Source organism: Lactobacillus sp. WILCCON 0058, from assembly GCF_057198005.1.
The window spans coordinates 2,294,360-2,319,178 of the sequence record NZ_JBUBHM010000001.1; the positions used below are offsets into that span (position 1 = coordinate 2,294,360).

Genomic DNA, 24,819 nt, shown 5'->3' on the forward strand with positions numbered 1-24,819 from the left:
GACTAATTTTTATGGTTAAATTTAAAGAAACCACGAGCATTTCGCTCAAGAAGACAGTAGAGCTGAATCCACACCATCATTCAGCCGTTCAAAAAGCTAATGTTGGTTCAACTTACATTTATTGCCTTCAGTTGAGAAACAAGCAAGAAGACACCTACGTCGTACGCGGTAAAACTGGTGATATGACTGAGACCATCTTACACTTGAGTGATGTCGCTGCAGGCCACACGCAAACTTAGGAAGTCAACAGCTGTAAAAATATATAGTCAAAAATAGCAATAAAAGACTACTAATGCTTATTTGTAGTCTTTTATATTCTAGGTCATGTTATCAATGTATTTGGACGAGCTGTTGTGATATAATACGGCTAGACGCGAACGTAAGATCGTAAAAAGAAAGTCGTTTCCAAAAATGACCAGAAAAAAGAGAAGAAACCAAACTAAGACAGTCAGAGCTTATACTGTAAAGTTAACTGGTGACGAACTAAAAGAATTGGATGAGCTGTTCACTGCTTACGGCAAATGCAGAGACTTCCTTTATTCACAGTTGTGCGGCATCAATCACATGACTGATGTTGCTAACTGGTATGGCCCTAGAGATAAAATCCGCGAGCATGACGGTGAAATCAAGAAAGCCCGCAAAGCGGTCAAAGACTGGAAAAAGGCCTATAAGAAGAATAAAGATCAAGGATTGAAATCTCCCGATTCAAGAACGGTCAGACTCTCAAAGCAAAAGCTTCTGAGCGAGCAGTTTGGAATTCAGGGCCGGCATGTAACAGAAGCGGTTAAAGACGTGTGCATGAATCTCAATTCCATGTGGTCAAATCTTGGCTTTAAACTGAAAAGGATGGTTCAAGCTAACGATGCACTGGCTAATGCTGAGCGCCAGTACCTCAATTACGTCTTCACCTCCCCATATTACTGGCAACTCATTCTGCAGAGACGTGAGAATGAAGCAAAGCCAAATGAAGAAAAGAGCCAGTATCCTGCACTAAGAGCTGCTTTATCCGAAAAAAAGCTTCGGCACTGCTTTGGATATATCAGACGCCTCACCAGAAAACATAAACCCTACCCTCATTCAACGGCTGCACGATGCATGCTCTGTGACGAAATGATGTGGAGAGTTGTTGAAAAAGATGGCTCAAGCTACCTAGAAATCATGACGGCAAAATGCAGAAAGAAAAAGCAGTTTAAGCTGACAGGGCCATACTGCTATGCCAACAAGAAGAAACGTGGCGACATCCAGCTCATTCTTGATCGAGACAAGAAGCGGCTGGAAGTTCATCGTGCTATTAAAGCTGTTGCTCATGAGATCCGCAAGCCACGGAAGAAACTGGGTATGGACAAGGGATTGGCAACTCTCATCTCATGCAGCAGTGATCAAGAATATGGAGCAGATTTCAGCAAGCTGGTAGGTGCTGAAGTTGAGCGGATCGATAACCGCAATACAAATCGTAATGAGTACATACAGTCAGCTAAGGAATTAAGAGAAGAAAAGTCTGCTTTGCAAGAAAAGTTAGCCAAGGATTATTCAGCTAAGACAAAGAAACGTATCAAACACCGCATTGGAAGTCTTGAGCGCCAAATTGCTCGTCTTGAAGAACACCATCTTGGCAACAAGCTCTACCACCGCCAACACGAAAGAAAGCAACGCAATATGGAGCGGGTGATAAACACAAGCATTAGACAGATGCTTGTGGCAGAAGATCCAGATGTTCTTGTCAAGGAAGATCTGACTTTTGCTAAGGAAAAGTTGCCTAAAGCATCAAACCGCTATGAAGCAAAAGTGAGACGGAAGTTATCGTCATGGACTAAAGGAAGACTGGATAAACGTATCGAGTATTTATGCGGCAGTCTGGGAATTCAAACCATTGACGTTAATCCAGCATATACGTCTCAGTTCTGTCCAAGATGTGGTGCACATTTCAGTGAAAGAAAAGGCGCACATCATGAAATGGCTGTCTGTCCAAATTGTGGAGAAATGAACGCAAATACAGCCGCAGCGGTAAATATTTTGCAAAGAGTGGATGACAAAGAAATAACGAAATACATGCCATACAAGAATGTTAAGTTGATTCTTGAAGACCGTTACGCAAACAAACAGTTAGTGATGGCATAGTCCATCAATCAAAGCGTCACAAGCGTGGGTTCGTCCCTGCTTCAAGTCATGGACTGGGCGCTGCCCTAGAGCCTCGGCACTAGGGAAACTTAGGATATATTCCTGCCCGTTTTGTGAGACTGAGCTTTCGGGTTCTGTTAAGCAAAATATGGCGAACTCTTTGACTGTGCGTATGATAAAAGTATCAGAAGCTAAGGGAAACTTTAGTGGAGGTACATACAACTGAGCGCACAAGGCATTTCCCCGTGAAAAAGCCTAAAAAATCCTCTAGCTTCAGCTAGAGGACAAGAATATGTTCATTAGTGTTCACTTGAATATTAATGGATATGTTTTTGAATTCGGAATATGCTGGTATGGCGAACAAGTGGTTCATTGGTGTCAAGAAAACAAATACCCGTAAGAACAAATGGGATAAGCAAATCGCCCGTGTCGATATCAAGGCGCAAAAAGGAAGTCACAGCAGTCATTCAGACTTTCCCCGCTTAGCTTACCTCAACCGTGCGGGCAGTCATCCATATCCCGGAAAGGATTTTGTCAGAGCAGAAGCTGCCGTATCACCAAACCATCAAAAGTTTCTCTTAGCAACCATCGATTCTTCTGGCAACGGCTACTTCACAATCTACTCTCTGAGTACAATTAACAAGGCTTTGGACCAAGTTGCCTCACTTAGCGATGGCAATAACTACGTTAATATGGGTAACATCGCCTATCTTGAGTCGTTCTATTACCCTAACTTAAGCAGCTTAATCAATTCCTACCAAGGCTTTGATATGGATGATTACGGCAACATCTATATCTCTAGTCAATTGGCTCCAAAATATAAAGACAAAAAATGGACAACCCACCACAAGCAGATCATCAAGATCCCAACCAACAAGCGGTCCTTTGCAGACCAGTGGATCAGCGTCAACTTGAGTGATTGGGGCAAGATCGACCACAAGGGCTATCATTCTGAAGTCGAAGGCTTGCAAGTCATCGGTGAAGATCATGTTTATCTCACCGTTGCCTATCACGCATTAGATTCAAACGGCGATCCTTGCACTGCGTACAACAATCTCTACGAAATTTCCTGGTAAAAATTAATTAACTAACTTTCCTGATTCGTTAATTTTGCCAAGAACACAAAGGCACTCATCATTCGATGGGCGCCTTTTTCTTAACGGTTATAACTTGCAACAAAAAAGGCAGCCTCGCGGCTGCCCTAGATTAGCTAACTTTCCTGATTCTCTAATCTGCTACTAATTGTATCACAACTATCTTAAACTTCCCAGTCCAGGAACTGGTCTATACAAAGTTACTACTTTGTTCGTGAATCAACCGTTTTCCTAGCCACTAAAAAATTTTTTCTCCAAATTTGTCCAAAAAAGCGAATATTCGCCTATCTATTCTCTTGCTTTTTTCCAAACTAAATGCTATCTTTAATACATAATCGTTCGTCTATGAAAAAGAAAAGAAGAAAAAGAAAGAAGTAATTTCGCTATGCGCTTTAATTACAAGAAATTGGTTGCCGCTGGGGCAGCCACTCTGTCAGTTGCTGCTGTATTGACTGCCTGCTCCGGCAAGAAGTCCAACACCTCCGTCAACAAGGACACCAAGCACGGTATCGCCTTGATCACTGACGGTAACGGTGTCGACGATCACTCCTTCAACCAAGCTGCCTGGTCTGGTTTCAAGGACTACGGCAAGGAACACGGCCTCAAGCAAGGCAAGGGCGGTTACCAGTACTTTGAATCATCATCTGCTGCTGACTTCACCCCTAACCTGACTCAAGCTGCTCAAGCCGGCTACCAAACCATTTTCGGCGTTGGCTACATGCTGACTGACTCAGTTAAAGCCGCATCCAAGAAGTACCCTAAGAAGAACTTCGTCATCATCGACTCTGTCGTAACTGGCCGCAAGAACGTTGCTTCCGTCGGCTTCAAGAGCAACGAAGCTTCCTACCTTGGCGGTCTGGCTGCTGCCTACACCACCAAGAGCAACAAGGTCGGCTTCATCGGCGGGGCCAAGTCCAGCGTCCTGGAACTCTTCGAAGCCGGCTTCAAGCAAGGTGTCAAGGATGGTGCCAAGGCCTTAGGCAAGAAGATCACCGTTTACGACCAATACATCGGTAACTTCACCTCAACCGACAAGGCCAAGTCAATCGCCCAGTCAATGTACACTGACGGCGCTGACATCATCTACCAAGCTGCCGGCAACGCCGGTAACGGTGTCTTCACCGAAGCCAAGACCCGCAACAAGGCAACTACGGCTGCCAAGAAGGTCTGGGTCATCGGTGTCGACGTTGACCAGTCAAACCTGGGCAACTACACTTCAAAAGACGGCAAGAAGGCCAACTTCACGCTGACCTCCGTATTAAAGGGGCTGCGTTTCGCATGCAAGGACATCGCTGACAAAGCCTACAAGGGCAAATTCCCTGGCGGTAAGGTAATTTCCTACGGCTTAGCTCACGATGGCGTCTCTGTCACTAAGGGGAACCTTGATGCCAAGACCTGGAAGGCAGTTCAAGCTGCCCGCAAGCAGATCCTGGCTGGCAAAATTAAAGTTGCAACTACTCCAAGTAAGTAGCACAATATATAGTAGTCAATCTGAAACACTCCGCATATTTACGGAGTGTTTTTTGTAAAAGTAATACAGAAAGTTTTGTCATATGGAAAAAGAGATCAAAAACATCATTGAGATGCGCCATATCGTGAAAGACTTTAACGGTTTTAAGGCCAACAACGATATCAACCTCACGCTCCGCAAGGGCGAAATCCTGGCGCTTCTTGGCGAAAACGGCGCCGGCAAGTCTACTTTAATGAGTATTCTTTCCGGCCTGCTCGAACCAACCTCTGGCGAAATCTACGTGCGGGGCGAGAAAGTCAACATCTCCGGCCCAAACGTCGCTACCAGCCTGGGGATCGGGATGGTGCACCAGCACTTTATGCTGGCCCAGGCCTTCACTGTCCTGGAAAACATCATTTTAGGCCACGAAACCACTAAGGGCCTGGCCTTGGACTTCAAGACCGCCAGAGAAAAGATCCTGGCCCTTTCCAAGCAATACGGCCTGGCCATCGACCCTGACGCTAAGATTTCCGACATCACCGTCGCTCAGCAGCAAAGAGTTGAAATCCTGAAGGTCCTTTACCGCGGGGCCGACATCTTGATCTTCGACGAACCAACTGCCGTTTTGACGCCGCAGGAAATCACTGAATTCATCAAGATCATGAAGAACCTGGCCAAGGAAGGCAAGTCCATCATCTTGATCACCCACAAGCTGAAGGAAATCAAGGAAAGTGCCGACCGGGTCACTGTCATCCGGGCTGGTAAGTCCATCCAAACCGTCAACGTCGCTGACGCGGATGACGAACAATTGGCCGAAATGATGGTTGGCCACCATGTTAACTTTAAGCTGGACAAGGCTCCCCTCAATCTGGGCAAAAATATCCTGGAAGTCAAGGACCTGCACGTCAACGAAGACCGGGGGACCGAAGCAGTCAAGGGTCTCTCCTTCACTATCCGCAGCGGGGAAATCCTTGGTCTGGCCGGGATCGACGGCAACGGCCAGGACGAACTGGTCGAAGCCATCACTGGCCTGCGCCATGTTGAAGGCGGCCAGGTCGTCATCAACGGCCAGGACCTGACCAACAAGCCAGTCCGCCAAATTACTGAAGCCGGCGTCGGCCACATCCCTGCCGACCGGCAAAAGTACGGCTTGATCCTGCAATTGCCTTTGTCTGAAAACATGGCCATCCAGACCTACTACAAGGAGCCTTACTCCAAGCACGGGATCATGAACGAAAAGGCCATCCGGGAACACGCCCGGGAACTGATCAAGAAGTTCGACGTCCGCACGACCAGCGAACAATTGCCGGCCAGTGACCTGTCCGGTGGTAACCAGCAAAAGGCCATCATCGCCCGGGAACTTGACCGGGACGCTGACTTGATCATTGCCTTCCAGCCAACCCGGGGCCTGGACGTCGGGGCCATCGAATACATCCACAGCCAGCTGCTGAAGCAAAGAGACGCCGGCAAGGCCGTTCTCCTTGTTTCCTACGAACTTGACGAAATCCTGCAGCTGTCTGACCGGATCGTCGTCCTGCACGACGGGGCCGAATCAGGTGAAGTCAAGCCTGACCAGACTAGTGAAACTGAACTCGGTTTGCTTATGACCGGGAAGAATACCAAGAAGGAGGCTGCCGCTAATGATTAAGGTGAGCCCTAAAGCCAAGCGGCTTTTAGTGCCGATCGTTTCTGTTATTGCCGGCTTTTTAGTCGGGGCCATCATCATGCTGGTCTGGAGCTATGACCCATTCCAGGCCTACAGCTCAATGTTTGAAAGTGCCCTGGGCTCAGCCAACGGGATCGGGGAAACCATCCGGAACGCCACCCCGTTGATCTTTATCGCCATCGGCTTCCAGATCTCTTCAGCCGCTGGCTTCTTCAACATCGGCCTGCCGGGCCAGGCGCAAGCTGGCTGGCTGACCGCTATCTGGATCGGCCTGGCCTTCAAGAGCCTGCCGGTCTACATCCTCTTGCCATTTGAAATCATCGCCGGGATCATTGCCGGTGCCTTGGTTGCCGGGATTGCCGGCTGGCTGCGGGCCTACTTCGGAACCAACGAAGTTATCTCAACCATCATGCTTAACTATACCGTCCTCTACCTCTGCCAATACCTGCACCAGGACGTCATGAACAAGAACCTCCGCGTTGACACCGACACTACCAAGACCATCGGGGCCAACGGCAGCCTGCGGATTCCGTGGCTGAGCGAAATGTTCGGCGACTCCCGGATCAGCGGCGGTATCTTCCTGGCCATCATTGCCCTGGTTCTCTTCTGGTTCTTGATGAAGAAGACCACGGTCGGCTTTGAAATCAAGGCAGTTGGTTTGAACCCATTCGCCAGCCGTTACGCCGGCATGAGCGACAAGAAGAACATCATCATCTCCATGCTCCTGTCAGGGGCCTTCTGTGGCCTGGGCGGTGTTGTACAAGGTCTGGGTACTTACCAGAACTACTTCACCCAAACGACTACCTTGGACATCGGCTGGGACGGCATGTCCGTTGCCCTTTTGGGCGGCATGAGTGCCATCGGCATCTTGCTGGCTTCCCTGCTCTTCTCCATCTTGAAGATCGGTGGCCTGGGGATGCAGACGGCAGCCGGGATTCCATTTGAAATCGTTTCTATCGTCATCGCTGCCATTATCTTCTTCGTAGCCATCAGCTGGGCTGTCGGCCTCCTTTTCAAGGAAAAGAAGTCTGACAAGACCGCGACCTATATTGCCACGGCGGAAACCGCCAGCCGGCAAGCCGCTAGTGACCAGCAAAAAGGAGGGGAAGCATAATGAACTTCGTGACTGTTTTAGCCTTAATCGTTTCATCAACTTTAGTTTATTCAGCTCCCTTGATTTTCACCGCTTTGGGCGGGACCTTCAGTGAAAACTCAGGGATCGTCAACGTTGGTTTGGAAGGGATCATGACCATGGGGGCCTTCACCTCCATCGTCTTCAACTTGAGCTTCGCCTCAACCTTCGGCGCCGCTACTCCATGGCTGGGTGCCCTCTTGGGCGGGGTTGTCGGGATCATCTTCTCCCTGCTGCACGCCGTTGCCACGATCAACTGGCGGGCTGACCACGTTATTTCCGGGACGGTCTTGAACTTGATGGCACCGCCATTGGCCGTCTTCCTGGTCAAGGCCATCTACAACAAGGGGCAGACCGAAAACATCAACCAAAACTTCGGCTACTTCTCCTTCCCTGGCCTGGCCAACATCCCGGTTATCGGGCCGGTCTTCTTCAAGAACACTTCAGCTCCAGCCTGGGTGGCCATCGTCTTGTCCATCTTCCTCTACTGGGTACTGTACAAGACCCGCTTTGGCCTGCGCCTGCGGTCCAGCGGTGAAAACCCGCAAGCTGCCGACACTTTGGGGATCAACGTCTACAAGATGCGTTACGCCGGCGTCTTGATCTCCGGTTTCCTCGGCGGGATCGGCGGGGCCGTCTTCGCTGAAGCAATTGCCGGGAACTTCTCAGTTTCCACTATTGCCGGGCAAGGTTTCATGGCCCTGGCTGCCATGATCTTCGGCCGCTACAACCCAATCGGCGCTATGCTGTCCTCCCTCTTCTTTGGCTTTGCTCAAAGCTTGAGTATCATCGGGGACCAGATTCCAGGCATTTCTAGCCTGCCATCCGTTTACCTGCAGATCGCGCCTTACGTCTTGACGATCATCGTTCTGGTGGTCTTCTTCGGCAAGACCGTCGGGCCAGCTGCCGACGGGCAGAACTACATCAAGTCGAAATAATGAAAACAGGGCAAAAGCCCTGTTTTTTACTGACATTTTTTCCGAAAAAATGTTAAAGTAGATTAATGACAAGTTTTTAGAACAAGCTTTGTGGAGCTTAGTTCACTAGAATTTAAAACTGAGTAGCAACTCCGTTTCTAGCCGAATTCAAAGACCCTTTTCCGGTCGCGAATTCGCGGAAGCGGAGTTTTTTATTGGAGGTAATAATTTAATGGAAGCTCATGAAAAAGTTGCCCCTTCCGTGATCTGGTCGATCATCGGGACCGCGGGCGTGGCCTGCAGCGGGGTTTTGGTCGAAACGTCAATGAACGTGACCTTCCCAACCCTGATGAAGGTCTTCAACCAGTCCTTGAACAACGTGCAGTGGATTACCACTGCCTACCTGCTGGCCGTTACCTTGACGATTGTCCTGGCTGCCTACCTGCAGCGCAGCTTCAAGTTCAAGAGCCTGGTCATCGCCGCGGGCACGGCCTCTGTCATCGGCGGGGTGATCTGCATGCTGTCCAATACCTTGTCGGTCATGCTGCTGGGCCGGGTCATTCAAGGGATCGGGACGGGGATTTCCATGCCCCTGCTCTTCTCAATCATCATGCTGGAGGTTCCCCGGGCCAAGCAAGGCTCTTTCGTCGGGACAGCAGGCATGATCGTTGCCCTGGCCCCGTCACTTGGGCCAACCTACGGGGGGATCTGCCTGTCAGCTCTTAACTGGCGGTTCAACTTTATCTTTACCCTGCCGATCACCATCATCTTCTGCATTATCGCGGCCTGCTTCATGAGCGACAACGAGGCTCACCGGAATCATTTCAACTTCAGCGAATACCTCTTGATCGTCCTGGCCCTGGTTGCCTTGACCCTAGCCGTCAACAACCTCAGCTCCGGCTTTGCCAGTCCGCTGGTTTGGGGCGGGCTTTTGGTCACGGTCATTTCCTTTGTCATCTTCTTCAAGCTGGCCAAGCAGGAAGGCAAGGCCCACATCATTAATATTGCCGTTTTGAAAAATATCAGCTTTAACCTGGGCCTGCTGATCTACACTTTCCTGCAGTTCATCCAGATCAGCCTGACCTTTGTCATCCCTAACCTGGCGCAATTGGGTCTGAAGACCAGTGCCTTGACCAGCGGGATGCTCCTGCTCCTGGGCAGCCTCTTGTCCGCCTTCTTCGGGCCGGTAATGGGCCGGCTCTTGGACAGCCAGGGCTTCAAGAAGCTCTTCTTAATCGGCAGCATCCTGGCCATGGCCGGCATTCTGCTCTACATCATTTTTGCCCAAAAGCTCTCCATTGCCTTGATCGTGATCTTCCACGTCATGTTCATGACCGGCTTCAGCATGATGTACAACAACTCTATGACCATCGGCCTGCAGCAGCTGGAAGTCATGCACATCGCCGACGGCAACGCCCTCTTCAACATGCTGCAGCAGTATTCTGGCTCAATTGGGACCGCGGCCATGTCCGTGATCATTGCCATCGCCGGCAGTCCTTACCAGGGGCAAAGCAAGCAGGTAGTCATGGGGTCACAAGCCGCCTTCATCGTTCTCTTCGTCTTCACCCTCTTGATTTTTGCCTGCGTCTTGAGCTTGATCAAGCGCGACAAGCAAGGTCTGGTCAAAAACTAAAGCAAACGAAAAGCCTTACTCCGCACGCGGGAGCAAGGCTTTTTTCAGATCTTAAAAAGCAAAGTTGCCAGCAGGCGCAAAAGCGCGAAGGCCGCGAAGACCCAGATGCCCTCTTTGATCCCGCCTAAGTAGCGGCGCTGGTAAAGAGTCATCCCAGCAGCTGCGGCAAAGAGCAGGATAAGAGATACGGCCGCCAGCCAGCTGCCCGGCCAGTAGATCAAGTGGATCACAAACAGGCAGGCCAGGTAAGGCCAGGACCACTTCAGCCGCAGCAGGGTAAACTGCTTCCGGGTCAAGTGCCGGGTCAGCAAGAGCGGCTCAATCCCGGCCAGATCCAGCCGCGGTAGCATGACGCTGACCCAGTCAAAGAAGAGCAGGTCTCCTGACAAGATCTGGTCTCTGACGGCATAGGTGTAATAGCCAGTGTTCGCCAGATCCAGGCTGCTCCCCTTCAGTTCAACGAAATGCTTTCTGGCCAGGACCAGAATCGCTGCCGTCAAAACAGCGTAAATAAAATAAGCGATGTTCTTTTTATTTTTCATGCAGTTACACTCTTTTCTTTCCCAACATTCTTACAAACTGCATGATAGTGCTCTCTTTAGCCGCTGTCAACCACCATCCGTTTATTTATCAGCTTTCTGCGGGAATTTTGCTTCCTGTATGCAAAAAACTAAATGCTTTCCAAAGGCTGCTTATGTTTGGGCGGCAGGTAGTCCCGGTCCAAGGCCGCCAGTTCTTCAGCCGTCAAGACCAGGTCAGCAGCGGTCAGGTTGGCCCGCATGTGGGCGACTGAACCGGCCTTAGGGATAGATAAGACCTGCCCGGTCCGCATGGTCCAGGCCAGCAATACTTGGTGAACGGACACGCCCCGTTTGTCCGCGATCTGCTTTAAGCTGGGCTTGACCGGGATGGATTGCCCGTCGCCGGAGTTAAAAGGTGAGTAGCCGATAAAGGCAATATCGTGCTGCTTTTGCCAAGGCAGCAGGTCATATTCAACGCCCCGCTTGTCAAGATTATAGAGGTCTTCATTGGCAAAAACCGCCCCTTCCCCGGCGATATCTACCAGCTCTTGCATGTCAGCCGTATCAAAGTTGGAGACGCCCCAGTGGCGGATCAGGCCAGCTTTTTGCAAATCCTGCAGGCCCTTGACGGTTTCTGCCAAAGGATAGTCGCTCTTCCAGTGCAAAAGATACAGGTCCAGATAGTCTGTCCCCAGCCGCTTCAAGCTGGCGGCCAGGCTTTTTTTCTGCTCTTGGGGGCTGGCGTGCCAGGGGTAGAACTTGGAGATGAGGAAGAGCTGGCTCCGGTCCAGGTCCTTAATAGCTGCACCGACCAGGCTTTCGGCCCGCCCTTCCCCGTACATTTCAGCGGTGTCGATGACGTTGACGCCGGATGACAAGCCATACCTTATGGCCGCGATTTCCTCCTCCCGCTTGCCGGCATTTTCTCCTATGTTCCAGGTGCCCAGGCCCAGCTGGCTCAGTTTTTCTCCTTTGACGGTCATGTATTTCATGCTCTTGCCTCCATTTTTCCTATTTTTCTGCTTTGCTGTGTCGTTTCTTTTTTCTATTTCTTTTTCCCTCTAAGCATAGTACAAGGGCGGCCATTTTTGGAAAAAAGCACTTGGATTTTAGCAAGATTTATTGGTCTATACCTTGACAAAAAATCTCCGCGGAACTAAAATGGACTATACCAATATGAGTGAGTAAAAAATCAAGGAGTCGTGATCATCATGAAAGTTATCGTTGTGAAAAACACCAGTGAATTAGGCAAGCAGGCCTTTGACCTTTTGGCAAAGGCAGTTGGCGAAGGGGCCAAGACCTTGGGCTTGGCAACCGGGTCTTCACCGGTTGAGCTCTACCAGGAGATGGTGGCCAGCCAGCTCGACTTCAGTCAAATGACCAGCGTCAACTTGGATGAATACGTTGGCCTCAGCCCGGAAAACCCGCAGAGCTACCACTACTTTATGAACCAGCATCTCTTCCAGTACAAGCCATTCAAGCACTCTTACCTGCCGGACGGCCAGGCAAAGGATATCCAGGCAGAGTGCGGCCACTACAACCAGATTTTGGCGGAAAACCCGGTAGACTTGCAGGTCTTAGGGATCGGGCAGAACGGACACATCGCCTTCAACGAACCAGGCACGCCCTTTGACAGCGTTACTCATGAAGTGGCTTTGACGGAAAGCACGATCAAGGCCAACGCCCGCTTCTTCGACAGCATTGATGAGGTGCCAAAGAGCGCCATCTGCATGGGGATTGCCAATATCATGGCGGCTAAGGAGATCATCCTTTTGGCCAAGGGGGAAAGCAAGGCTAAGGCTATTCAGGCTATGGTTGAAGGACCGGTAACTCCGGATGTCCCGGCCAGCGTCCTGCAAAAGCACCCGAACGTGACCGTGATTGCCGACCAGGCAGCTGCTAGCTTGCTCAAATAAGAAGTAAAACAGGAGGCTAATTAATTTACTTCGTAATTACAAAATACTAAAATGTGATTACGAGGTGATGGTAATGCAACATTCAATTGGGACGTCTAAACTGTTTAAATCCGGAAATTCATATGGTTTTAGAGTGACAAAGCACGACAAGGAATTACTGTCTGCCAACGCTGGAGATGTTTTTGATAAAGAAATATCTCCCGATGGCCAAACAATTACTTTTAAAAAGAGGAAAAAGGTTAGTCCTGAAACACTTGCTTTAATTGATAAACTGTTTGACGAAAATCGCGAATTGATGGAGCGGCTGAAAGACGAATGAAATACTTAAGCGCTGAAGAGATAATAGCGGTTAATAAACGAGTGCTAGAAAGACTGGGGCAAAAAGCAACAGACTTGCAATACCCTCAAGGTTTGTCTGTCGTAGTTGAGCAACCTCAGATGGTTGTTTTTGGCACAGAACTTTACCCGACTATTTGGCTGAAAGCTGCCTACATCATGCAAAAAATAACCAAGAAATATATTTTTGAAGATGGAAATAAACGCACGGCGTACATTAGCACTCTCTTATTTCTCCACAGAAATGGCTACCAATTAAGATTAACTACAGATGAAGCTGAAGCTCTGATCTTACAAATAACATTGTCAGACGATACTGAAGACGAAATGAAGAAAATTGCAACAGTTCTGGAAAGAAACAGCCTGGCTATTATTGATTGATCCGGTTTAAAACTGTAAGCGAAAGGGAATGATGATATAATGAATAAGAGATATAGTTAACTTGCATAGCATTGGGAGTGATGAAAATGCCTTGGTTTACAATCATGACGGTCATCGTAGTCATTTTAGCAGTCTTCGGCCTAATTGCTTTGGCCAAGTATCTGATCAACTACTCTAAAAAAGGCCGCTAAACAGCATACGCAAAAGGATCTGCCTCAACAGAAGGCAGATATGACCCCCCGAAATTAGGACACTAATTTCGGGGGTTATTTTCATGACTAAATACACTAAAGAAATCAAACTTGCTATCTACCATGAATGGGTAGACGATGACAGAAGAGGCACCTACCTTAGCCGGAAATATGGGATGGGGCGTAGAGGAATCCAATATTTGGTGGACTTGATTCAAAAATATGGTGAAGATATTCTGGATCGCCCTCAACAGAAATATACTGCTGATTTCAAGCTTGCTGCCATTGATAGAGTTCTGCTAGGCGGTGAAGCACTTAGACAGGTTTCTCTAGACTTAGGACTTACAAATACAGGAATTCTTGCAAATTGGCTTCGCTCTTTTAAAGAAAGCGGGTATACTGTCATTACCAAGAAGAAAGGTAGACCACCCAAGAATGCCCAAAAGCAAGGACAAACAGCGGATCAAAGAATTGGAAGAGCAGGTAAAGAGGCTTACAGTCGAGCTTGCATACATAAAAAAATTGGAGGCCTTAATTCAAGAACGCAAGAGCCAAGAAAAGAAGAATTAGCTCGTGCAATCAATGAATTAAGGCAAGAATTGCGGCTTAGCGTTAAGTATTATCGACGTTATCAATGCCAACCCTGGATTGCCTCATATCTCAAGAAGTAACTACTACTACCAAACCCATAAGCTTGATAAGGATTCTGGTAATCAGAAACTGATGGATAGAATCAAAGAGATCTTTCTTGAACACAGACAGCGCTATGGGTACCGGCGAATCTACGGACAGCTTCGCCGGGAAGACTATGAGGTCAACCATAAGAAGGTGCAGAGGCTCATGCAAAAGATGGGCTTGTTCGCCATCTCAATCCGCAAGAAACGCAAATACAGCAGCTATTACGGCGTTCAAGGCAAGATCAAGCCGCTCTGGCTAACAGAGGGATCGATCAGAGTATGTCCAGATTGGGTAATTCTCTTGATGACGGCTTAATGGAGGGCTTCTTCGGCATTCTTAAGCGGGAGATGTTCTACGGCCAAGAACATAAATACAAGGACTTAAATGAGCTTGAGCAAGCTATTCACAAATACATCGATTACTACAACAACGTGAGAATCAAGACAGGACGAAAAAACATGACCCCGATTGAATATCGGAATCATGTTTTAACAGCCTTAACGGCGTAATACTAAATTGTCCCAATTTTGGGGGTCACATCAATTTCTCGGAATTGTCTTTTGTTTTTTCTTTCTTTTCGTTTGGACCATTTTCGTTTTACCTCCTTTCCTAATAATTCATCCACTGGCCTTAGTGTTACTTGTTCGAAAAGTAATATAGATCACTGACTGTCTTTGGATTATTTCTATGATTTTAAGTTCTTCTACATTCTCGTACCTCTGAGAATTATTATATCACGCCCCACCGAACCGAATACGAACAAAAGGTAAAGAATTGATTTATTCTGTCAAAAGCAACAGTATGGACTAATTTGACTCAAAATCCTCCATCATATGAAAAAATCTTTTTGGACAAAAAGCTTGCTAAGGCACTATATCTTGCAATAAACTATTAGAGCAACGTAGATCTAGTATAGTATGAATAGAAAGAGTGTGATCACCGTTATTGTCTTAAGTGGCCCAATTGGAGCCGGCAAATCCAGTTTAACCAGTATCCTCGCCAAGCACCTTGGCTCAACAGCATATTATGAAGAGGTCAACAACAATCCGGTTCTGCCTTTGTACTACAAAGACATGAAGCGGTACACCTTCCTCTTGAACACCTACTTCCTGAACAAGCGGCTGGCTGAAATCAACGCTGCCGCCGGCAACCACAACGACGTTTTAGACCGGTCCATCTATGAAGACCTGCTCTTCTTCAACATGAACGTCGACAGCGGTGTGGCCGACCCGACTGAATACCAAATCTACCACGATTTGATGGACAACATGATGGAAGACGTGCCAGGCAATCCGCGCAAGAAGCCGGACCTCCTGATCTACATCCACGTCTCCCTTGACACCATGCTCAAGCGGATCGGCAAGCGGGGCCGGGAGTTCGAACAGCTCGACTCCGACCCGGGCTTGAAGGAATACTACCAGAACCTCCTACGCTACTACGAGCCCTGGTATGAACAATATGACGTTTCACCAAAGATGATGATCGATGGTGACAAGTACGACTTTGTCGACAACATCGATGACCAGGATCTGGTTCTGGACATCATCGACAACAAGCTGCGCGAAATCGGTAATTTATAGTTAGTTGTTAGAAGGAACGTGATGACCGTTATTGTATTAAGTGGGCCCGTTGGAGCCGGTAAATCCAGCCTAACCGCAATTCTTTCCAAATATCTGGGGACCAAGCCTTTCTACGAAAGCGTTGATGACAACCCTGTCCTCCCGCTTTTCTACAAGGACCCCCTCAAGTACACCTACCTGCTGCAGCTCTTCTTCTTGAACACGCGCTTCCACAGCATTAAAAAAGCCCTCAGCGACGACAACAACGTCCTGGACCGGTCCATCTATGAAGATTCTCTTTTCTTCCATATGAATGCGGACATCGGCCGGGCCAATGACCTGGAAGTCCAGACCTACGATGAGCTGCTGGAAAGCATGATGAAGGAACTGGAGCGGATGCCTAAGCGCCATCCTGACCTCCTGGTTCACATCAATGTTTCCTATGAAACAATGATCAGCCGGATCCAGAAGCGGGGCCGGTCCTACGAGCAGCTCAGCTTCGACCCGACCCTGGAAGACTACTACAAGCGGATGCTCCGCTACTATGAGAAGTGGTATGATGACTACGACTACTCACCAAAGATGATGATCGACGGCGACCACTACGACTTCATGGCCAGCGAAAGCGACCGGACCGAAGTCCTGGACCAGATCACCCAGAAGCTCAAGCAGGTCGGCAAGCTGCCAAAGAACTGGCATGCTGGTGAGATTGCCACTGAATCAATTGAATTTTCTTCTTAAAAAGCTCCCCAAGCGGGGGCTTTTTTATTTAGGTCAAATTCCTTGTTTAGTTATTTTTTGGCCACTCAGAATGAATTATCTTAATTATTTTTGGGTTCTCACTTTAAAAAGGAAATTGGTACCGGTTGCTTTCGGCCGAAGATGAGCTGAATAAAATGAACCGTTTCTTAAAAACGTGATACAATATTGACAATCTGTTTTTTTAGCGGAAGAAATCATTTATGAAAAAGGGTGAAAAGATAATATGCATTTAAAGAAACTTCGCAAACTTCTCCTGCTGCCAGTCAGCCTGCTCATCGCCGCGCTGTTTTTAACGGCGCCAAAGGCCCAGGCTGCCAGCAAGAAGACTTACATCATCGGTACCGACCAAACTTTCAAGCCCTTTGAAATCCAAGACAAGGATGGTACCTACAATGGCAAGAACCCCGGGATCGACATCGAAATCCTCCGGGAAATCGCCAAGCACGAAAAGTTCAAGTACGAGCTGAAGATCATGTCCTTCAACGCCGACGTCCAGGCCCTGCAGTCTGGCCAGATCGACGGGATGATCGCCGGCATGAGCGTGACCAGCGAAAGAAAGAAGACCATCGACTTCAGCAACTCCTACTACACTGACGGGGTCTGCCTGGCCGTGGCCAAGGACAGCAAGATCACCAGCATGAAGGACCTCAAGGGCAAGACGGTCAACGTCAAGACCGGGACCACTTCTGCCATCTATGCCAAGTCCGTCCAAAAGAAGTACGGCTTCAAGCTGAAGTACTATACCAACTCCAACACTTCCTGGGCTGACGTCAAGGCCGGCAACGCTGACGCCTGCTTCGACGATGGTCCGTCCCTTCGCTACGGGATTGCCAACGGGACTGGCCTGCGCATCGTCGGCAAGCAAGTGGCCAACGCTCCTCTGGCTTTTGCCGTTAAGAAAGGCAAGAACCAGGAACTCCTCAAGATGTTCAACGACGGTCTGGCCTGGCTGAAGAAGACTGGCCGCTTAAAGAAGATCGTTAACAAGTACACCAGCAAGAAGGCTGTTAAGAGCCAAGTCGTAACTGATACTTCAATTTTTGGCTTGATCAAGGACAACGCCGGCGCTCTTCTGCAGGGTCTGTGGATGACCATCGAACTCTCAATCGTCGGCATCCTGGCCGCCCTGGTCTTCGGTTTGATCCTCGGGATCATGGGGATTGCTGAGCACAAGTTCTGGCATGGCCTGGCCAACGTAATCATCTACATCTTCCGCGGGATCCCAATGATGGTTCTGGCCTTCTTCATCTACATCGGCATGCCGACCCTGCTGGGCCACAAGCTGCCCCTCTTTACTGCCGGCATTCTGACCTTGATGCTGGACGAAGGGGCCTATATCGGGGCTATCGTCCGCGGGGGCTTCGAATCAGTTGACGTGGGCCAGTGGGAAGCTGCCCGGTCCCTGGGTCTGCCTTACTACAAGGCCCTGTGGAAGGTTGTTGCCCCGCAAGGCTTCAAGCTGATGATTCCATCCCTGGTCAACCAGTTCATCATCACTCTTAAGGACACTTCCATCCTTTCCGCCATCGGGGTCATGGACCTGACGCAAACTGGTACCACCTTGATTGCCCAGAACTTCCAGGGCTTCAAGATGTGGCTGATCATCGCTGTAATGTACCTGATCATCATCACCCTGCTTACTTGGCTGTCCAACTACATTCAAAAGAAGATGCAACATTAGTTAAAAGGAGGCTTTTTCCATGGAAGAAAAATACAAGGTTCAGGTAACTGACCTGCACAAGAGCTACGATGGCGTTCACGAAGTCATCAAGGGCGCCAACTTGAACGTCCTGCCCAGCGAAGTAGTCTGCATCATCGGTCCCTCCGGCTCCGGGAAGAGCACCTTCCTGCGCTGCATCAACAAGCTGGAAGAATTCCAAAAGGGCCACATCCTCGTCGACGGGGCCGACCTGGCTGACCCCAAGGCCGACATCAACAAGATCCGGGAAAACATCGGCATGGTCTTCCAGCACTTCAACCTCTTCCCGAACATGACCGTTTTGGAAAACATCACCCTGGCTCCGGTCGAACTGGGCAAGATGGACAAGGAAACGGCCATCAAGGAAGCCCACAAGTACCTGCAGATGGTCAACATGGACGACAAGGCCGACGTCAAGCCGACCACCCTGTCCGGTGGCCAGCAGCAGCGGGTAGCCATCGCCCGGGCCCTGGCCATGAAGCCGGACGTCATGCTTTTTGACGAACCGACCAGTGCCCTGGACCCGGAAATGGTCGGCGACGTTTTGAACGTCATGAAGCAATTGGCCCAAGAAGGGATGACCATGATCGTGGTGACCCACGAAATGGGCTTTGCCAAGCAGGTGGCCGACAAGGTTGCCTTCTTCTACGGCGGCGTGATCAAGGAACTGGGTACTCCAGAAGAAATCTTCGACCACCCGCAGGAAGAAGAAACCAAGAACTTCTTGAACAAGGTTTTGAATATCTAAGCTGAGTTTAGATTTTTTAAAAACAAGTGGAAAATTAAAAGGAAAGCGCTTGAGTTGCCATGCCCAAGCGCTTTTTAGCCCCTTCATTCAGCGGAAGCATACTTTATAATCACTGATAAAATTATGATTCGTATTTACATCCAAGTTATTCCGTGATAAGGTAGAAATATCCCCCTCTGCCGAGGGAAATTCCGAACAATATCTATTGGAGGATCAAATGGAATTTATTAACAAGTATTTCGAGCTCGATAAGCTCGGTTCAAACCCTAAGCGGGAGTTCATCGCCGGTCTGACAACCTTCTTCGCGATGTGCTACATCCTTTTCGTCAACCCTAGCGTCTTGGGCGCCAGCGGGATGGACAAGGGCGCGGTCTTCACGGCAACTGCCCTGGCCAGCGCGCTTGGCTGTTTGATCATGGGTATTTTTGCCAACTACCCGATCGCTACTGCCCCGTCTTTGGGTCTTAACGCCTTCTTCGCCTACACTGTCTGCATCGGCATGAAGGTGAAGTGGCAGACTGCCCTGGCTGCTGTTTTCGTGGCATCAATCATCTTCATTTTGATTACTGTCTTCAAGCTGCGGGAACTGATCGTTGACAGCATCCCTAACGACTTGAAATTTGCCATCTCCGCCGGGATCGGGATCTTCATCGCCTTCCTGGGCCTGCAAAACGGCAAGCTGGTCGTCAACAGTGCTTCTACTCTGGTAACTATCGGTTCCTTCAAGGACCCGGCTGCCTGGGTAACCATCTTCGGTTTGCTGGTCACCATCTTCTTGATGATCCGGCGGGTTCCAGGCGCGATCTTCATCGGGATCGTCCTGTCATCCATCTTCAGCATTATCGTTGGCCAAAGCAAGATGCCAACTTCTGTCGTTTCCCTGGCGCCAAGCTTGAAGCCAAGCTTCGGCCAAGCCATCTTCCACCTGGGCGACATCAACACGGTGCAGATGTGGACGGTCGTTTTGACCTTCCTCTTGGTGGCCTTCTTTGACACCACCGGTACCTTGATCGGTCTGGCTCACCAGGCTGGCCTGGTTGACAAGGACGGCAAGATGCCAAGAATCGGCAAGGCCATGGCGGCTGACTCAACGGCCATGATGGCTGGTTCCATCATCGGTACTTCACCGGTTGGCGCCTACGTTGAATCTTCATCCGGGATCGCTGCCGGCGGCCGGTCAGGTCTGACTGCCGTTTGGGTTGGTATCTTCTTCCTTTTGTCCATGTTCTTCAGCCCGCTCTTGAGCGTGGTAACGACTACGGTTACTGCTCCAGCCTTGATCATCGTCGGCGTTTTGATGGCGGCCAACCTGGCCAAGATCTCCTGGGACAAGCTGGAAATCGCTGTTCCAGCCTTCTTGATCGTGATCGGCATGGGCTTGACCTACTCCATCGCTGACGGGATGGCCCTGGGTCTGATCGTTTACCCGATCTCCATGACTGCTGCCAAGCGGACCAAGGAAGTCAGCCCAATGATGTGGATCCTGGCTGTAGTCTTCGTGATCTACTTCTTGATCTTGAACGTCTAAACGATAACAATAACAATTTTTGCCAAGCTAAAAAGCCTCGACTGCTGTCGAGGCTTTTTCTTATGCATTTTCAGCTTTACTCTTTGGCTTCCTGCAGGCTGGCCATCTTGTCATAGACCAGACCCCGCTGGTTTTCGTCGATTTCCAAGACTAAAAGGTCGCCGGCTAGCAGCTGGGTATTCCCGTCGGGGATAATGTCCTTTTGCCCCCGGTGGATGACTCTGACCAGGGTCCGGTCCGGCCAGGCGATTTCCTTAACCTGGTGGTCAGCCAGTTGGCTGCCTTCATAAATAGAAACGGTCAGCTGGTCTGCTTCACCGACATAGTCGTTGTCTTCTTTGGTCTGCATCCGGCCGGCCAGGCTTTCATAGATCGGCACCCCGCCCAGCAGTTCGTTGACGACATAAGCAGCAACTGAAACCACGGCCAAAGGCATGAGGTGCAGCAGTGACCCGACCATTTCCGCGATCAGCATGATGGCGGTAAAAGGCGAGCGGACGATGGCTGAAAAAAGCCCAGCCATGGAAAAAATGATCAAGTTGACGACTAATTTTTGGTCCAAAAGGCCCAGGTCAACCATGAACTGGCCATAAACTGCCCCTAAGAGGGCCCCCATGGTCAAGATCGGCAGGAAGATCCCGCCCGGCAGGCCAGAATCGTAAGACACGATGGAAAAACTGATCCGCAAGAGGAAGATCAAGACCAGGACATTTACGGCATGAATTTGGTTCAAGCTCAAAATCAAGTTGTTGCCCCCGCCGACATAGCCCGGGAAGTAGTACATGACCGGCACTAAGATAAGGGCCGGGATGATCCCGTGCAGCCAGCGCGGAAGGACGGTGATTTTTTGATAGACATGGCTGAAATTGAGCAGGCCCCACTGGTAGAAGCGGCCGATCAAGCCCAAAAAAGCCCCCAATAAGAGCAGCTGCCAGTACTGAAGGATGGGGAAACTGTGCTTGTAGTCGATCGCTAAGACTGGAGTCTGGCCAAAGACATTGGAAACCACGAAGTTGGCCATGATAGCTCCGGCTAAAGCGTTCAGCCAGACCCGGGGAGAAAAGTTGTGAAAGACTTCTTCAACGATGAACATGGCCCCGCCCAAAGGCGCGCCGAAGGCCGCGGACAAGCCGCTGGCCGCCCCGGTTGCCAGGAGGACCCGGGAGTCGCTTTTCGAGGCCTTGAAGCCCTGGGCTACCCCCTGGCCGACCGTTGAGCCCAATTGGATTGATGGACCTTCCCGGCCTAAAAAGAGGCCAGACCCGATCGACAGAACCCCGCCGATGAACTTCCGCCAAAGGATCGGCCACCAGGCCAGTTGCAGCTTGCCCTGCAGCTGGAGTTCTACTTCAGGGATCCCGGACCCGCCGGCATGGGGCTGCTGCTTGACTAAGAAGCCGGCTACAATCACGCTGACCAGAACGCCCCCAGCTAAGAGCCACAAGAGGGTTGGGTTAGCGTGCGCTGCCTGGTAGCCCTTTTGCCACATGGCCAGGGTTTGCCCGATCAGCCAGCGGAAGCTGCCGACAACGATGCCAGCCACCAGGCCCACGACCAGGGCTTCAAATAATAAGCGCAGGTTGGATTTGCGCGTTTGTCTGTCTTCACTCTCCATATATTGTTTGCCCACCTTTTTTTGCATATAAAAACAGCATAAACCTTTTAGGCGGACATGTAAAATCCACTTTCACCTGCTTTCCAAAGGCCGCAGCTGGTCTTCGACATAGGCCCGGTACTTCGGTAGCTGCTTGAGCAATTCTTCATGCCGGCCAGCTGCTTGAACTTGGCCTTGATCTAAGAAGTAGATTTTATCGGCATTGGCGATCGTCGACAGACGGTGGGCGATGATGATGACAATCTTTTCTTGGGCAATCCGGTCAACGGCCTGACTGACCTTGGCTTCTGACTCGGGGTCCAGGTTAGCCGTGGCTTCATCCAGGATCAGGCAAGGGGCATCCCGCAAGTAGGCCCGGGCAAGCTGCAGGCGCTGGCTTTGCCCCAAGGACAGCTTCCAGCCGCCCTCTCCTGTCCGGGTGTCCAAGTCCAGTTCCGGCCAAAGGTTGGCAACTTGCAGGGCCTGGATCATGTCCGACCGGCTGACGGATTTTTCCAAGCCAAAGAGCAAATTGTCGGCGACTGTACCGGCAAAAATATTGTTGTCCTGGGCAACCACGCTGAAGAGGTCCCGCCAGGCAGGCAAGCTGCAGCTTTTAGCTTCCAGGTCACCCAGCAGGATCTGCCCTTGATAGCCAGCTTCTAAGCGGGTCAAAAGGTTGATCAAGGTCGTCTTGCCGGCCCCAGATGGGCCAACTAAAGCTGTTTTCGCCCCTTCTTTAAAGTCCAGGGATAAGTCCCGTAAAACCGGGCTCTGGCTGCCTGGATAGGCAAAAGTCAGGTCGCGGACCTTGAGGTCAGCGGCTTTCTTAGGCAGCTCTTGGCCGGGATCAGCTTCATCCGCCTGGGCCAGGATTTCACTGATGGCTTTAAGGGAGCCCCGGGCTTCAGCGTAGCTCATGTAAAAGTTGCCCAAATTATTGATCGGGGAAATAATGCCGAACATGTACATGATAAATGAGCTCAGCATCCCCAAAGACAGGCTGCCATTAGCCAGGCGCTGGCTGCCGTAGAGCAGGATTAGGAGAAAGCCGGCCAGGGTCAAGACCGTCTGCAGGGGTCCAGTCACGCTGAAAACCGCGTCAGTTTTCCGGGACAGGGCAAACAAGTCCTGCAGGTCGCCGCGGAATTTTTGCAAAACGCCGGCTTGGGCATTGGTCAGTTTGATCAGCTTGATATTGGCCAGGTTTTCATCCAAATCAGCAGATACCCGGCTGAGCTTGGCCTGGTTTTGGTAGGCGAAGTGCTCATTGATTTTTCCTAAAGGAAAGGCGCTGCTGGCAATCAAGGCAAAAGTCAAAATGATCACCAAAGTCATTTTAACGTCCAGGCTGAACAAGATTCCCAGGCTGGCAACAACCGTCAAAAGGCTGACCAAGGCTGAAGGCAGAACGCTAACGGTAAAGTCCTTAACCACTGAGCTGTCGTTTAGGACGTGGCTGAGCAGGGAGCCGCGACTGTTTTCTTTATAGTAGTTCCAGGGCAGGCGGAGGAGTTTTTCCTGCAAAAGCAGGCGCAGATCTCTGATCCGCTCGTCTCCGGCCAGGCTGAGCAGGTACTGGCTGCCGGCTTCCAAGAGGCTGGAAATGAGCAGGCAGAAGCCGATCTGGCCCAGGCTGTTTGTCCAGGAAAGCATTTTTCCGCGATCGATCACTTGCTTTAGCAAGAGAGGAATTTTCAAGGACAGGGCCGTGGCCAGGCAGCTCAAGAGGATCGCCAGGACTTGCCGGCGGTCAAGGGAAAACAGGCGGATTTTTCCAGCTTTAATCATTGCTGTGGAAGCAGATGAAGCTGTATCTATGCTGTCTTCTGCGGTGCCGCTTGGCGCTTTTGCCGTCACGTTCCAGGATTTTTTCCATTTCCAAAATAAAATTGAACATTGTTTTTGCTCCTCATCTAATCAACTTACAAGGCAATTGTAGGCCAAGGAGCTGGCCGTAAACGAAAGCCGTCAAATTTGCCGCTTTTCGCGTCATTTTCGTCAGAAAACGGGCAAAAGAAAAAGAGCGAAGCTCACGGATGGAGTCTCGCTCTCTAGAGTTATATTCGCTTTTAGTAGTTGGTTACGGTTGCCTGGCCAACGCCGATGATCTTGAATTGGGCAGCTTGGCTGCTCTTCTTGCCAGCAACTGAGGCAACGACCTTGAAGTTCCCCTTCTTGCCCTTCAGTGACTTGGCTGAGAAGAAGACCTTTTGCTTGTCCTTGGTCAGCTTAGCCTTCTTGACCAGCTTGTTCTTGTAGTAGAAGTTCAAAGTAGTCTTCTTTTTGGCATCGGTCGTGAAGGTCAGCCCCTTCTTGGTCCGGTCAGCCTTGAGCAGGGTTGGCTTAGCGGCAGCGTAGCTGTCCTTGGCCAAAACGTAGGCCTTGGTTACGGCAGCCCCCTTGGCGTTCAAGCCAGTAAGAGTGAAGTCCTTGTAGCCGGTGAACTTGACGGTCGTCTTGAATTGGCCCTTCTTGCTTACCTTGACTGGCTTGAGTGCCTTGGCATTGTAGCTGACAGCCACCTTGCTTGCGCCCTTTGCCTTACCAGTGATCGTCAATGACTTGGTCTTGGCGCTATAGCTGGTCTTAACAGCAGTTACGGCTGGCGTGGTTGCCGCGTTTACATGACTGCCTTGGCCCAGGGTAAATGCCGGCAAAGCCAAGGCTACAACAGCAGCAGAAGTCAACAGTTTTCTCGTTTTCATGATTCCTCCTAAAAATCTGCTAACAGTTATTTTCTTTTTTGATTATAGCACTATAAGAAGTAAGCGGTTGAAATCTTTACTTATCCGAGAAAAAGTTTATTTTGTCAGCGTTTACCATTACGATGCAATCAAAAATATCGCCCTCTACTTAATATAAAAAGCAGCCCAGAACTAACGCAAGCGCTTCC

Annotated in this window: 21 protein-coding genes and 1 pseudogene; 17 read left to right on the forward strand and 5 right to left on the reverse strand. The window is 50.0% G+C overall.

Translation table 11 applies throughout. From position 1 onward, the window contains the following. The first annotated feature begins 11 nt into the window (after positions 1-11). The 8 genes from ACYVUU_RS10665 to ACYVUU_RS10700 all read left to right on the forward strand — a co-directional run bounded on the left by ACYVUU_RS10665 (position 12) and on the right by ACYVUU_RS10700 (position 10,010). Positions 12-239, forward strand: a complete 228-nt coding sequence (locus tag ACYVUU_RS10665) for a hypothetical protein (RefSeq protein WP_484500865.1) — start codon at positions 12-14, stop codon at positions 237-239. Positions 240-411: 172 nt separating this feature from the next. Next, positions 412-2,118 (forward strand): RNA-guided endonuclease TnpB family protein, encoded by a 1,707-nt coding sequence (locus tag ACYVUU_RS10670; RefSeq protein ID WP_484500866.1) that lies wholly within the window; start codon positions 412-414, stop codon positions 2,116-2,118. A gap of 353 nt (positions 2,119-2,471) precedes the next feature. Beyond that, positions 2,472-3,194 carry a helveticin J family class III bacteriocin gene (locus ACYVUU_RS10675; RefSeq protein ID WP_484500867.1) on the forward strand — a complete coding sequence of 241 codons (723 nt, stop codon included), beginning with the start codon at positions 2,472-2,474 and terminating at the stop codon, positions 3,192-3,194. Between the two features lie 403 nt (positions 3,195-3,597). Further along, complete coding sequence (locus ACYVUU_RS10680; protein ID WP_439775207.1) at positions 3,598-4,683, forward strand: BMP family lipoprotein; 1,086 nt, start codon at positions 3,598-3,600, stop codon at positions 4,681-4,683. A gap of 82 nt (positions 4,684-4,765) precedes the next feature. Further along, positions 4,766-6,310, forward strand: a complete 1,545-nt coding sequence (locus ACYVUU_RS10685; RefSeq protein ID WP_439775208.1) for an ABC transporter ATP-binding protein — start codon at positions 4,766-4,768, stop codon at positions 6,308-6,310. Next, positions 6,303-7,442 carry an ABC transporter permease gene (locus ACYVUU_RS10690; protein WP_439775209.1) on the forward strand — a complete coding sequence of 380 codons (1,140 nt, stop codon included), beginning with the start codon at positions 6,303-6,305 and terminating at the stop codon, positions 7,440-7,442. Before ACYVUU_RS10685 ends, ACYVUU_RS10690 begins: the two co-directional genes overlap by 8 nt. Then, the gene (locus ACYVUU_RS10695; protein ID WP_439775210.1) at positions 7,442-8,398 is read left to right on the forward strand and encodes an ABC transporter permease; all 957 of its coding nucleotides are present in this window, start codon (positions 7,442-7,444) and stop codon (positions 8,396-8,398) included. The genes ACYVUU_RS10690 and ACYVUU_RS10695 overlap by 1 nt, the downstream gene beginning before the upstream one ends. Positions 8,399-8,609: 211 nt before the next feature. Beyond that, a complete protein-coding gene (locus tag ACYVUU_RS10700; protein ID WP_484499357.1) occupies positions 8,610-10,010 on the forward strand; it encodes an MFS transporter in 1,401 nt (466 codons plus the stop codon). A 44-nt stretch (positions 10,011-10,054) separates the two neighbouring features. Here ACYVUU_RS10700 and ACYVUU_RS10705 read toward each other — a convergent pair whose 3' ends face one another. Continuing rightward, positions 10,055-10,552 carry a hypothetical protein gene (locus ACYVUU_RS10705; RefSeq protein ID WP_484500868.1) on the reverse strand — a complete coding sequence of 166 codons (498 nt, stop codon included), beginning with the start codon at positions 10,550-10,552 and terminating at the stop codon, positions 10,055-10,057. A gap of 128 nt (positions 10,553-10,680) precedes the next feature. After that, positions 10,681-11,523 carry an aldo/keto reductase gene (locus ACYVUU_RS10710; RefSeq protein WP_484500869.1) on the reverse strand — a complete coding sequence of 281 codons (843 nt, stop codon included), beginning with the start codon at positions 11,521-11,523 and terminating at the stop codon, positions 10,681-10,683. A gap of 219 nt (positions 11,524-11,742) precedes the next feature. Between ACYVUU_RS10710 and nagB the strand changes: the two genes are divergently transcribed. The 9 genes and pseudogenes from nagB (at position 11,743) to ACYVUU_RS10755 (ending at position 20,329) form a co-directional block, all read left to right on the forward strand. Beyond that, complete coding sequence (gene nagB / locus ACYVUU_RS10715) at positions 11,743-12,447, forward strand: glucosamine-6-phosphate deaminase (RefSeq protein ID WP_484500870.1); 705 nt, start codon at positions 11,743-11,745, stop codon at positions 12,445-12,447. A 73-nt stretch (positions 12,448-12,520) separates the two neighbouring features. Then, positions 12,521-12,766 (forward strand): AbrB/MazE/SpoVT family DNA-binding domain-containing protein, encoded by a 246-nt coding sequence (locus ACYVUU_RS10720; RefSeq protein WP_302188485.1) that lies wholly within the window; start codon positions 12,521-12,523, stop codon positions 12,764-12,766. Next, complete coding sequence (locus ACYVUU_RS10725; protein WP_484500871.1) at positions 12,763-13,164, forward strand: type II toxin-antitoxin system death-on-curing family toxin; 402 nt, start codon at positions 12,763-12,765, stop codon at positions 13,162-13,164. Before ACYVUU_RS10720 ends, ACYVUU_RS10725 begins: the two co-directional genes overlap by 4 nt. Positions 13,165-13,438: 274 nt before the next feature. Next, a pseudogene (locus ACYVUU_RS10730) lies at positions 13,439-14,542 on the forward strand (IS3 family transposase). 423 nt (positions 14,543-14,965) lie between these two features. Then, positions 14,966-15,613, forward strand: a complete 648-nt coding sequence (locus ACYVUU_RS10735) for a deoxynucleoside kinase (RefSeq protein WP_260268679.1) — start codon at positions 14,966-14,968, stop codon at positions 15,611-15,613. 21 nt (positions 15,614-15,634) lie between these two features. Beyond that, entirely contained in the window at positions 15,635-16,333 is a 699-nt protein-coding gene (locus ACYVUU_RS10740) for a deoxynucleoside kinase (RefSeq protein WP_270448896.1), read from the forward strand. Positions 16,334-16,577: 244 nt separating this feature from the next. After that, the gene (locus tag ACYVUU_RS10745) at positions 16,578-18,035 is read left to right on the forward strand and encodes an ABC transporter substrate-binding protein/permease (protein WP_484500872.1); all 1,458 of its coding nucleotides are present in this window, start codon (positions 16,578-16,580) and stop codon (positions 18,033-18,035) included. Positions 18,036-18,054: 19 nt separating this feature from the next. Beyond that, positions 18,055-18,801, forward strand: coding sequence for an amino acid ABC transporter ATP-binding protein (locus tag ACYVUU_RS10750; protein ID WP_439774828.1), 747 nt, complete (start codon positions 18,055-18,057; stop codon positions 18,799-18,801). A 217-nt stretch (positions 18,802-19,018) separates the two neighbouring features. Then, entirely contained in the window at positions 19,019-20,329 is a 1,311-nt protein-coding gene (locus tag ACYVUU_RS10755; protein ID WP_439774829.1) for an NCS2 family permease, read from the forward strand. Positions 20,330-20,405: 76 nt separating this feature from the next. Here the strand turns inward: ACYVUU_RS10755 and ACYVUU_RS10760 are convergent, their stop codons facing one another. The 3 genes from ACYVUU_RS10760 to ACYVUU_RS10770 form a co-directional block, all read right to left on the reverse strand. Further along, complete coding sequence (locus ACYVUU_RS10760) at positions 20,406-21,944, reverse strand: ClC family H(+)/Cl(-) exchange transporter (protein ID WP_439774830.1); 1,539 nt, start codon at positions 21,942-21,944, stop codon at positions 20,406-20,408. 72 nt (positions 21,945-22,016) lie between these two features. Then, positions 22,017-23,714, reverse strand: coding sequence for an ABC transporter ATP-binding protein (locus tag ACYVUU_RS10765; RefSeq protein WP_439774831.1), 1,698 nt, complete (start codon positions 23,712-23,714; stop codon positions 22,017-22,019). 281 nt (positions 23,715-23,995) lie between these two features. After that, positions 23,996-24,631 (reverse strand): zinc metalloproteinase, encoded by a 636-nt coding sequence (locus ACYVUU_RS10770; RefSeq protein ID WP_484500873.1) that lies wholly within the window; start codon positions 24,629-24,631, stop codon positions 23,996-23,998. Positions 24,632-24,819 lie beyond the last annotated feature (188 nt).